9 protein-coding genes are annotated in these 10614 nt (G+C 61.7%); 2 read left to right on the top strand and 7 right to left on the bottom strand.

Annotation, left to right across the window (positions count from 1 at the left end; genetic code table 11):
* Nucleotides 1-91: 91 nt before the first annotated feature.
* From RBB39_RS20890 to uraH, 3 genes are all read right to left on the bottom strand, one after another.
* Nucleotides 92-826: a GntR family transcriptional regulator gene (locus RBB39_RS20890; protein ID WP_083970245.1), complete on the bottom strand. Its 735-nt coding sequence runs from the start codon at nucleotides 824-826 to the stop codon at nucleotides 92-94.
* A 110-nt stretch (nucleotides 827-936) separates the two neighbouring features.
* Nucleotides 937-2169, bottom strand: a complete 1233-nt coding sequence (locus tag RBB39_RS20885) for a urate hydroxylase PuuD (protein WP_306169383.1) — start codon at nucleotides 2167-2169, stop codon at nucleotides 937-939.
* A 77-nt stretch (nucleotides 2170-2246) separates the two neighbouring features.
* On the bottom strand, nucleotides 2247-2600 hold the full coding sequence (gene uraH / locus RBB39_RS20880) for a hydroxyisourate hydrolase (RefSeq protein ID WP_045991737.1): 354 nt from the start codon (nucleotides 2598-2600) through the stop codon (nucleotides 2247-2249).
* A 438-nt stretch (nucleotides 2601-3038) separates the two neighbouring features.
* Here uraH and uraD point away from each other — a divergent pair, with 438 nt between their 5' ends.
* Nucleotides 3039-3557 carry a 2-oxo-4-hydroxy-4-carboxy-5-ureidoimidazoline decarboxylase gene (uraD, locus tag RBB39_RS20875; RefSeq protein WP_045991736.1) on the top strand — a complete coding sequence of 173 codons (519 nt, stop codon included), beginning with the start codon at nucleotides 3039-3041 and terminating at the stop codon, nucleotides 3555-3557.
* Between the two features lie 715 nt (nucleotides 3558-4272).
* Here the strand turns inward: uraD and RBB39_RS20870 are convergent.
* Together RBB39_RS20870 and RBB39_RS20865 are read right to left on the bottom strand one after the other, a co-directional pair.
* Nucleotides 4273-4629 carry a hypothetical protein gene (locus RBB39_RS20870; protein WP_045991735.1) on the bottom strand — a complete coding sequence of 119 codons (357 nt, stop codon included), beginning with the start codon at nucleotides 4627-4629 and terminating at the stop codon, nucleotides 4273-4275.
* An 856-nt stretch (nucleotides 4630-5485) separates the two neighbouring features.
* Nucleotides 5486-6199 (bottom strand): glutathione S-transferase N-terminal domain-containing protein, encoded by a 714-nt coding sequence (locus RBB39_RS20865; RefSeq protein ID WP_306169382.1) that lies wholly within the window; start codon nucleotides 6197-6199, stop codon nucleotides 5486-5488.
* Between the two features lie 357 nt (nucleotides 6200-6556).
* Here RBB39_RS20865 and RBB39_RS20860 point away from each other — a divergent pair, with 357 nt between their 5' ends.
* Nucleotides 6557-8260 carry an L-lactate permease gene (locus RBB39_RS20860; RefSeq protein ID WP_045991733.1) on the top strand — a complete coding sequence of 568 codons (1704 nt, stop codon included), beginning with the start codon at nucleotides 6557-6559 and terminating at the stop codon, nucleotides 8258-8260.
* A 615-nt stretch (nucleotides 8261-8875) separates the two neighbouring features.
* Here RBB39_RS20860 and RBB39_RS20855 read toward each other — a convergent pair.
* Both RBB39_RS20855 and ltaE read right to left on the bottom strand, forming a co-directional pair.
* A complete protein-coding gene (locus RBB39_RS20855; protein ID WP_045991732.1) occupies nucleotides 8876-9400 on the bottom strand; it encodes a gamma carbonic anhydrase family protein in 525 nt (174 codons plus the stop codon).
* A gap of 88 nt (nucleotides 9401-9488) precedes the next feature.
* Complete coding sequence (gene ltaE / locus RBB39_RS20850) at nucleotides 9489-10517, bottom strand: low-specificity L-threonine aldolase (protein ID WP_045991731.1); 1029 nt, start codon at nucleotides 10515-10517, stop codon at nucleotides 9489-9491.
* Nucleotides 10518-10614: the final 97 nt, after the last annotated feature.

The raw sequence follows: 10614 nt of genomic DNA, 5'->3' as shown, positions 1-10614 counted from the left end.
CCATGGCGTCAGCGGGGCCGAAACCTGTCAAATCCGGGCGTTTACCAGCGGTCGAGTGGCCGCTGCTCCGCCGCTAGATCACTTGTCGCCGTCAGGGCGCAAAGATATCGAACAGGTTGGGCGCCTCGTCCTCTTCCTCGACGATCGACAACGAGGCCTCGATGGCCTTGAGGTGGCGGCCCATGAAGGCGGCGGCGCGCTCGCCCTTGCCGTCTTCCAGGTACTGGATCAGATCCTGATGGTCGTGTGACTCGCAGCCCAGGTGCCCGGCGTTGCCATAGACCGCCAGAATCAGCGAACTGCGCGAACACAGGCGCTCGACGAAATCCGCCAGGGTGCGGTTGCCGGAGACCCGGGCCAGATAGGTGTGGAAGTCGGCGGACAGGCGAATCGCAACGCTCTGCTCGCCGCTGCGCAGCGCTTCCCGCTCGCGCTGGGCCATGTCCTTGAGGGTGACGATGTCGTCCTGGGTGATGCGCCTGGCGATATCCGACATCAGCCCGCACTCGACCATCTGGCGGGCGTCGAACACGTCCTTGGCTTCGTCAGCGGTAGGACGCGTCACGCTGGCGCCACGGCGTGGCGTCAGGGTGACGAGCTGCTCCAGCGCCAGGCGCTGCAGGATCTTGCGAATGCCGGTACGACTGACCCCGAACACCTCGGACAGGGCATCCTCGCGCAAACGTGCGCCCGGCTTGAGCCGGTGCTCGATGATGGCGTCGCTGATCGAGCGATGAATGGCCTCGTGACGCTCGGCGCCGTCACCGTTCTTGCCCTGTCTGGGGGCCGGTGAGGCGGGGGGCGAAGGCTTCACGCGCTGATTCATCGACACTGTCCTCGGATGCAATATATCCCCATTGTATACGAGATATACCGACAGGAAAGAACCGCAGTTCCCCGCATCCCGCCGGGGCAACTGCGGCTCATCCTGGTCCTCTATTCGCCCCAGTTGGCGACCAGAGCACGCTCCTCGTCGGTCATCTGGGTCAGGTTGCCAAGCGGCATATAGCCGCTGGCGACCACCTGCTGGATCGCGGCCTTCTGCTGCTCGACCTGGGCCTCGGTTTCAAGCGCCACACCGGCGGGCGGAGCGGTGAATCCGGCGTGGGCGGGCTGGGCGGCGTGGCAGCTGACACAGCGCTCCTGCATGACGGCATGCACCTGGGCCAACGGCGAAGCGTCGGATGCAACCGGTGCACTGCTGCCGCTGTTGGCGTTGTCGGCGGCCGGACTGGTCGTCAGGCTCGGAGCCCCCACCGCGAAGGCCACCAGAATCAGCGCCACCCCGGCTGCCGGGTAGCTCGGCTTGTGCTGACCGCTGTGCATCAGCACGAAGTACTGGCGAATCAGGGCGCCGGCAAAGATCAAGAGCGCCATGATCACCCAGGCCCAGTCGCTGGTATAGGCGAAGGAATAGTGGTTGCTGATCATCAGCAGCACCACCGGCAGGGTGAAGTAGGTGTTGTGCACGGAGCGCTGCTTGCCGCGCTTGCCATCCAGGGGGTTGGGCGTCTCGCCCGCCTTCATCGCCTTCACCATGCGGCGCTGACCCGGAATGATCCAGAAGAAGACGTTGGCGGACATGGCGGTGGCCATGACGGCACCGGTCAGCAGGAAGGCGGCACGTCCGGCGAAGATATGCACGCTGAGGTAGGCCACCACCACCATCATGACGGCGACACCCAGGCTCAAGAGGCCATCGCGCTCCATGTTGGGACTGACACGCTTGCACATCTCGTTGTAGACGACCCAGCCACCGAGCAGGAACAGCAGAGCCACCACATTGGCCTGCCAGCCGGACAGATTGGCGGCCCACTCCCAGGGACTCTGGGGGTTGACTAGATAGAAACTGGGGTTGGCCATGTACAGAATCACGAACAGCGCAAAACCGGACAGCCAGGTGGTATAGGCCTTCCAGAAGGACCAGTGCAGATCGTCCGGCAGCTTGGCCGGCGCCGTGGCGTATTTCTGATTGTGGTAGAAGCCGCCCCCGTGGACCGCCCACATTTCGCCGAACACACCCTTGCCGCGGTCTTCTTCGTCCTTGGGGATCTTCAACGAGTTGTCCAGCATGACAAAGTAGATCGACTCGCCTATCCAGGCGATGGCCGCGATGACATGCAGCCAGCGCAGCAGAAAATTGCTCACGTCCAACAGGTACGATGACATGGCCCTATCTCGACTTCAGTTGTTGTTGGAAGGCAGTCAATATCGATGGCTGCCTGGTTGATCGTGCTCAATGACGCTCAGCTGCCGCGGTAGGTGGAGTAGCTATAAGGCGACAGCAAGAGCGGCACATGGTAGTGCTCACTGGCATCCGCCACGCCGAATCTCAGGGGAATCCGATCGAGGAAACGCGGCTCCGAGGCCTCGACACCCAGGGCGCGCAGATAGTCACCGGCGTGAAACAGCAGTTCGTACTCTCCTTCGACGAAGTCGTCGCCTTCGAGGATCGGGCTATCGCAGCGCCCGTCATCGTTGGTCATCGTCTCCCCGAGGCGCTGACGTTCGTCGCCAAGGATGCGGAAGAGCTCAATACGAATCCCCTGGCCTGGGCGGCCAAGCGCGGTATCCAGTACATGGGTGGTCAGGCGTCCCATAAGTGTCCTCCCCTCTCGCGGGTCATCAGCGGGTCGATCAGCGGGTCAATGTATCCAGTCCTGGACTGGCTAAAGTGAATCACTGATATGGAGCATCATCGTCTCTCGTCACACCTGGCCAGAGGCTTTCGCCGGTCGTGGCTTGCAGCAACACGAAGATGACTTCAGCGATGCCGGCATGGCGGAACCAGTGCATGGTGGTGTGGAACCATGACAACATACATCATTGACCAAATTAAGAGTACATTTCAAACTATTTTTTGTATACAGTTTGAGCATGCATAGCTGCCTGGTGTTTGCCGACAGCAACAAAGGCTCGACCGACCTCTTGCCGTCTGCGCCTACGCCCGCTGCCAACAAGGTGTGACCGACACCAACGAGTCATCAGAGCTATGCTCGTCCCCATCTACCTTGCCGTCATGACAGGAGCCACTCCCCATGCCTAGCCTCACCCAACGCCCCAGCCAGATGGACAAGACCCAATTCGTGACCACCTACGGAGACGTCTTCGAGCACTCACCCTGGGTGGCGGAGCGTGCCTTCGATCGTGGCCTGAACGAGCAGCATGACGACCCGGTACGTCTTGCCGAGCACATGGGCCAGGTCCTCAGCGACGCCTCCCCGGAGGAACAGCTGCAGGTCATCCGGGCGCACCCTGATCTTGCCGGCAAGGCTGCCGCCGCAGGCGAGTTGACCAACGACTCCACCCGCGAGCAGGCCGGGGCCGGGCTGGACCAGTGCACCCCGGAGGAGCTGGAGCGCTTCACCCGCCTCAACGAAAGCTACAAGGCGCGTTTTGGTATTCCCTTCATCATGGCGGTCAAGGGCGGCAATCGGCACACCATCCTCGCCGCCTTCGAACAGCGCCTGAACAACTCAGCCGAGCAGGAAAGGCAGGAAGCCGTGGTGCAGATCAATCGGATCGCTCGGTTCCGACTGGAAGATCGCGCTAGCTGAAGTAGCAAGCACACAAAAACGGCCGGTCACCTGGTGACCGGCCGCCAAACCCTACGTCGATGACCAGAGGCCTTGGCGCTCTCGTCATCCTGAAATCGTCACGCTTTTCGCGTCCGGGCTGGTTGTAGACGAACGGCCCCATGTGGATGGCGGCCTACCAGACCCTTTCACGTGGTGCCCATCGGCCACGTTCAGCGAACCACCGGGTCATGCTCTGGGCCCTGCCAGCTGCACGACAGTAGAGTTGCGCTACCTCACTTCTGGGGCTCGTCGCTCTCGCTTGAGTTGCACTACCTCATCTCACGACCATGCTGAAACTGCACCCAAGGCGGGACCATTACGCTCGTGCCCACCTTTCCGCGACTTGCGCAGCGCCTGTCGCTCGGGGCCAGGCACCTTTTTACTGCTTTATTTACTTCTGACTAATCTCTTTCTAGCTAATCTCTTTCTAGCTAATTTCCTGCTAGCTAAACGCTTGCTGGTGACGTTCCTGCTGGCTCCATTCTTCTTTTTTGATATCTCTGCTTGAGCCTGCCGGTGTCATCATCGACATGTCGACGTCGATATCTCCGGACCATATCGCCGAGCCATATCACCGAGCCATGTATCCGGGCCGTGTCTCAGGGCCGTGTCTGCGGGCAATATTCCTCGACGATGACGCTAGCCGATGTCTCCAGCCGACGCCCCTGGCGTCCAGAACGTACCAGCTTCGCCGCTACTCCTTGGCCGAATCCAGCGCTTCCTTGGCCACTCCCTGACACTTTTCCTGGTACTCCTTGCTCAACTTGAGCAACGTCTCGCTCTCCTCGCGCAGGCTCTCTCCGATCACCGACAGGGTTTCCTGCTGGGACTGGCTGGCGTTCTTCAGACTTTCGGCATCGCGCACTTCGCACCAGGACCGGGCCTGTGCGATACCTGCCTTCATGGCGGAGTCCATGGTCTTGAAACGCACATCCAGCATCTTCTGGGAATACTCCAGCGTCAGCAGGCTCCCCTCACGCCACGGACTCAACAATTTGTCCATGGAGGGGATCATGTTTTCCATTGTCGGCATTGCCTTGTTCTCGCTCATGTTGGTACTCCCTATAGGTATGCCAGCACGCTCGGCCCACGGGCAGCCTGACCGCCGTAACAACGACGAGACGAGGCAGCCTGGCAGTATCTTGTGCTGCACCGGTTACATATCGTCTTCAAACGAGCACAGAATCGTCTCGCATGTGAAGACTAGAACGCACCTTGTTGCACCGCAACATCATATAAGGCATATACGAGCCACTAATTGCACTAACGCGGGTAAAGTCACCCAGCATTCTCAGCATCTGCCCAGCGGCGCACCATTCGCACCATAGCAGTAGATGATTGACGCTCTGATGACAGCAGCGGCACCAGCTCCAGAAGCACAATAAACACGCTTTTGTGAGACATAACGACCAATACAATCGCCAATAACGACGGTCGCCGATAGAGACAATCGACAGCAGCGACAATCGGCAGTAGCGACAATCGACAGCTTCGTCATCAAACACAAGACCGCTGCTTCGCCATTTCCGACGGGCCACCGGAGCAACTTGCACGCAGATTCACCAGCTCGGTACAGCTACCGCAGCGTTGTCCGATGGCCTTCCAAAAGATATCTGCAAGATTAGCCAAGACGAGGGCCCTTGCTGGCGATCCTCTAAAGCCATGATCGACATGCGGTAATAACCGAGGGGTCATGATCGCCGCAGACTAAAGGCGAAAGCTTACCGAAGGAAACTGAGGAGGGAAGCGCAACGAGGAGCCAAGAGTCGAGAGCAGAGAGCAGAGAGCAGAGAGCAGAAAGCAGAGAGCAGAGAGCAGAGAGCAGAGAGCAGAGAGCAGAGAGCAAAGAGCAAAGAGCAAAGAGCGAGACGACGATATCAGGGCGTCGCCTCGCTCGGCAGCAAGGGTCAGGCGCGATAGGCGCCTTCGATATCACAGATGCGCACCGCGTTGCGGCCGACACCGCCATTGGCATCAAGCATCCGCTCGATCCAGGCGTAAACCGGATCGGCATTGGACACCAGATCCGCGGTGGACACCGAACGCGCCCACATGAAGTTGGCAAACACCAGGTAGTCCGCCGCACCGGGTGTGTCGCCATCAATGAAGTCGCTTCCCGACAGCTGGCCACGCAGGGGCTCCAGGGCGCTATCGAGCTGGCTGAGCCCCTTGGCCGGAGAATGGAACTGCTCCAGGGTCATGCCCAGGCGTTTTTCACGAGTGGTGCGGAAGTAGTCGCGGTCCTTGGGATGGATGGCGTTCATCAGGTCCATCACGATGGTACGCAGGATCGGCAGCTGCAGGGCGCGCTCGCTGTAGTGCTTGAAAAAGCGGGCGCGGGATTCGGCCAAGGGACCGCCAAGCAGCGTCGGGGCCTCAGGGTAGGCACGATCCAGGTAACGCAGGATCTCGAAACTGTCGGTGATCACTTCGTCGCCATCGATCAGCACCGGGACCTTGTCATGGTTCGTGAATTCGAGCTTTTCCTTTTCGGTAAAGCACCAGGGCCGCGCCTCCACCTCGAGCCCCTTGTGGGCGATGGCCAGCTTGGCTCGCCAGCAGAAGGGAGAAAAACGCAGTGACTCATCGATGCCACACAGGTCGTACATCACCAGGGCCATGCCAGATACCTCTAGAAGGGGAATGTCTGCCGATAGTGCCATCAACCGCCCACCTCGCCAACGCCATGATTTCCTGAGGGATGGAGACAAACCTGTCCATTAGTCTAAGAAACTAGCCTCGTTCGCACCCGCCTCCAGCGTCTTTGTCGACTCTAACCTACTGTTAAACAATAAATTTGAAGAATGATCGGACGAGGAGTCATCAGCGCTGCATTGGTCTGACCAATATCCCAGTCTAGAACGATTTCGCTAGTCGGCTTATCGTGCCGCCTTGTCCGAGCCTTACCCCGGCGTGAGACCGCCAACTTCGACACAACGGATATTACAAACAAGGACACGACAAGAGACCCCAACACCATGACCGACACCACTCTAGCCTTGATAGCCTTTGTGCCGCTCATACTGGCCGGCATCCTGCTGATCGGCATGCGCATGGCCGCCAAGGTCGCCATGCCCATCGTCTTTCTGGTCACCGCGCTGATTGCCCTGGTGGCCTGGGACATGACCTTCACACGGGTCCTGGCCTCGACCCTGCAAGGGTTGATCCTGACCGTGGCGATCCTGTGGATCATCTTCGGCGCCATCCTGCTGCTCAACACCCTGAAGCACTCCGGCGGTATCGCCGCCATTCGCAATGGCTTCTCCGGCATCAGCCCGGACCGCCGCGTCCAGGCGATCATCGTGGCCTGGCTGTTCGGCTGCTTCATCGAGGGCGCCTCGGGCTTCGGCACGCCGGCGGCGGTGGCCGCCCCGCTGATGGTCGCGCTGGGCTTCCCGGCACTTGCCGCTGTGGTGGTGGGCATGATGATCCAGTCCACCCCGGTGTCCTTCGGCGCTGTCGGCACCCCCATCGTGGTCGGTGTCGCCGGTGGCCTGGACAAGGTCGGCATCACCGAGACGCTGGAAGCCGGCGGCTCCACCTGGATGGAGTACTTCCGCCTGATTGCCGGAGAAGTCGCGCTGGTGCATGCCGTGGTCGGTGTGCTTATGCCGCTGATCATGGTCAGCGTCATGGTGCGCTTCTTCGGTGCCAACCGCTCCTGGAAGGAAGGCCTGGCGATTGCTCCCTTCGCGATCTTCGCAGGCGTCGCCTTCGTGGTGCCCTACGCCCTGGCCGGAGTCTTCCTGGGCCCCGAATTCCCGTCGATGATCGGCGCCATGGTAGGCCTTGCCATCGTGGTCCCGGCCGCCCGTCGCGGTTTCCTGATTCCCGAAAAGAGCTGGGACTTCCCGGAAAGTGACAGCTGGCCTGCCCACTGGATCGGCAAGCTCAGCATCAAGGCCGACGAGGTCGTGGGCCGCGCACCGATGAGCACCTTCATGGGCTGGCTGCCCTACGTGCTGCTGGCGGTACTGCTGGTGGCGTCACGTACCATCGAGCCGTTCAAGCAGGCACTGACCTCGGTAAGCCTGGGCTTCAGCGACATCCTGGGTGAGGCCGGTATCTCCGGCAGCCTACAGCCACTCTACCTGCCCGGCGGAATCCTGCTGATGGTGGTGCTGATCACCGCTCTGATGCATCGCATGAACGGCAATCAGCTCAAGGCGGCCTTCAGTGAATCCAGCCGTACCCTGCTGGGCGCCGGCTTCGTGCTGGTGTTCACCATCCCCATGGTGCGCATTCTGATCAACTCCGGCGTCAACGGCGCGGATCTGGCCTCCATGCCGGTGGCCATGGCCACCGCGGTGGCCAACGGTGTCGGCGACATCTATCCGCTGTTCGCTCCTGCCGTCGGCGCGCTGGGTGCCTTCATCGCCGGCTCCAACACCGTGTCCAACCTGATGCTGGCAGACTTCCAGTTCAACGTGGCCCAGCAACTCGGTGTGTCCACCGCGCTGATGGTGGCGCTTCAGGCCGTCGGCGCCGCCGCCGGCAACATGATCGCCATCCACAACGTGGTAGCCGCCTCGGCCACCGTGGGCCTGCTGGGACGCGAGGGCATCACCATTCGCAAGACCATCCTGCCGACCATCTACTATGTGCTCGCGGCGGGGCTGATCGGGCTGGTGGCGATGCAGGTCGTCGGTATCTCCGACCCGCTGATGGGGCTGTTGCAGTAGGCACTACGCCAAGCCAGGCGCCACCTGGCTGACCGACAAGGGGGTGTCATCGACGATGACACCCCCTTCTTGTTGGCGACAGGCGCCACCTTTGCTCGAGAACCGCGCCACTCTAAGCACAGTTTGACTACCTCTGTGCTGATATGGCGGCCCTTATACCCTGCGCCTAGAGTTAACTCAGTGTAGTACGCACGTGCAGCATTCTTGCTTTCAGGTTCACCGGCAAGGCGCGTTGTCTGCGTGCTGACCAGGGGATGGCTCTTCGTGAGCGCCCACGGACGCATGGCCTCGACAAGGGCCACGACTCTCGACCAGGGGAAATTCAGATGTCCTATCTGCTGCTTGCCATGATCACCGTGATCGCCGTCGTGGTGATTACCAACGGCGCGAGATCCTCGGAATCCATGCTGTTGCTGAGGCACAAGGCTCCCGGTCCACACAGGGTCAAGCGGCACAGAAGGCCGACCCGACGGCATCTCTAGACCGGGGACGCTCCCTCCAGGGTGTTGACGAGTTGCCCGCAGACCACAGACAGCGCGGCGAAGTGTCCGTGGCCTCTTGCGAAGGGGGGGCCAGGCGCTGTCCGATACGTAGACGAGCGCAGGCTCTGATGACCTAGCCGATGCGAGCCAGCCGGGTACGATGTAGCCGCGCCTTGGTCACGTAGCCCTCGGCATTGGTCTTGAGTGCGGCGATGGCCTTGTCGTCCAGTTGCCGGATCACCTTGCCCGGCGAGCCGACGACAAGGCTGTTGTCGGGGATCTCGGCGCCTTCCTTGACCAGCGCCCCTGCCCCGATCAGGCAGTTCTTGCCGATCACGGCGCCGTTGAGCACCACCGCCTGGATGCCGATCAACGAGCCCTCGCCCACGGTGCAGCCATGCAACATCGCCTGGTGCCCCACCGTGACGCCCGGTCCCACCGACAGCGGGTAGCCGGGATCGGCGTGCAGCACGGCGCCATCCTGGATATTGCTGCCTTCGCGCACTTCAAGTGATTCGGTGTCGCCCCTGAGTACCGCCTGGTACCAGATGCTGGCGTCTTCATGGATTTTCACCTGGCCGATGACCTCGGCGCTCTCGGCGACGAAGACGGTGCGATGAATATGGGGGGAATGGTTACCCAGACGATAGATGGCCATGGCCCGCTCCTGACGAGGTTATCCTTGTGGATGGGGGGCGCTGGGCGCCCACCCTGCCTATATAGTGGACGCTGTTTCCAAACTCTGCCTACTCCGTTATCGGTTCCTGTGCGAGAGAGGCAAAGTACGCTGCGATCTCCGTCGCCACTCGGCGTACATCCGACTCGCTGACCCCCAGATGGGTCACCAGGCGGGTGCGCGGCCTCACCGCGATCAAGATGCCACGCTCGGCAAGAAAGCCCTCCAGTGCGGCGCAGTGAGGAGCCGGCACGTCGAGAAAGACCATGTTGGTGGCCTGACCTGCCACCCCGATGCCTTCAATACCACCCAGCCACTCGGCGAGCTGGCGGGCATGACGGTGGTCGTCGGCCAGTCGCTCCACATGGTGATGCAAGGCATGCCGGCAGGCCGCCGCCAGCAGCCCCGACTGGCGCATGCCGCCTCCCAGCGTCTTGCGCCAGCGACGGGCCGCGGCGATAAAGCGCTCGCCGCCGACCAGCAACGAGCCCACCGGCGCGCCCAGCCCCTTGGAAAAGCACAGCGATACAGAATCGAAACCGGCACACAGCTCCGCCAGCGACTTGCCGGTGGCGACGCTGGCGTTGAACAGGCGGGCGCCATCGAGGTGACAGGCCAGGCCTCTCTCGGCGGCAAGGCCGGTCACCTCCTGCACATAGTCCTGGGGCAATACCCGGCCCTGAAAGGTATTTTCCAGTGCGATCAGTCGGGTTCGCGCATGATGGATATCGTCTCCCTTGATGGCCTCGGCGATATCCTCCAGCGCCATGCGTCCATCTGCCTGCTGGGCCAGGGGCTGGGGCTGGATGCCGCCAAGGACAGCGGCACCGCCGCCTTCATCGCGATAGATGTGCGAGCGTTGCCCGGCGATCACTTCGTCGCCACGCGCGCAGTGGACCAGCATGGCGGTCAGATTGCTCTGGGTGCCGGAGGGAAAGAAGGCCGCCGCGGCGAAGCCCGCGCGATCGGCCACCTCAGCCTCGAAGGCGGCGACGCTGGGGTCATCACCCCAGACGTCATCGCCCACCGGAGCGATGGCCATGGCATCACGCATGGCCTCGGTCGGTTGGGTCACGGTATCGCTGCGTAGGTCGATCATGGCGCTCTCCTTGTTCGCGCTGCCCTTTCCCCGAGTATGCCAGTTCGGCCTTCACCTGAGGACTGCCCTCACGCGCATTGGCCCCCTGCCCTCCCGA

Source organism: Halomonas sp. MMSF_3323 (genome assembly GCF_030733595.1).
Lineage (GTDB): Bacteria > Pseudomonadota > Gammaproteobacteria > Pseudomonadales > Halomonadaceae > Halomonas > Halomonas litopenaei.
The sequence above is the reverse complement of the archived record's forward strand: the minus strand, read 5'-3'. Positions and strand labels throughout refer to the sequence as shown.

Bases quoted from the DNA above. Each gene is read 5' to 3' on its own strand.
- RBB39_RS20890 (WP_083970245.1), bottom strand. From the start codon at position 826: ATGAATCAGCGCGTGAAGCCTTCGCCCCCCGCCTCACCGGCCCCCAGA.
- RBB39_RS20885 (WP_306169383.1), bottom strand. From the start codon at position 2,169: ATGTCATCGTACCTGTTGGACGTGAGCAATTTTCTGCTGCGCTGGCTG.
- uraH (WP_045991737.1), bottom strand. From the start codon at position 2,600: ATGGGACGCCTGACCACCCATGTACTGGATACCGCGCTTGGCCGCCCA.
- uraD (WP_045991736.1), top strand. From the start codon at position 3,039: ATGCCTAGCCTCACCCAACGCCCCAGCCAGATGGACAAGACCCAATTC.
- RBB39_RS20870 (WP_045991735.1), bottom strand. From the start codon at position 4,629: ATGAGCGAGAACAAGGCAATGCCGACAATGGAAAACATGATCCCCTCC.
- RBB39_RS20865 (WP_306169382.1), bottom strand. From the start codon at position 6,199: ATGGCCCTGGTGATGTACGACCTGTGTGGCATCGATGAGTCACTGCGT.
- RBB39_RS20860 (WP_045991733.1), top strand. From the start codon at position 6,557: ATGACCGACACCACTCTAGCCTTGATAGCCTTTGTGCCGCTCATACTG.
- RBB39_RS20855 (WP_045991732.1), bottom strand. From the start codon at position 9,400: ATGGCCATCTATCGTCTGGGTAACCATTCCCCCCATATTCATCGCACC.
- ltaE (WP_045991731.1), bottom strand. From the start codon at position 10,517: ATGATCGACCTACGCAGCGATACCGTGACCCAACCGACCGAGGCCATG.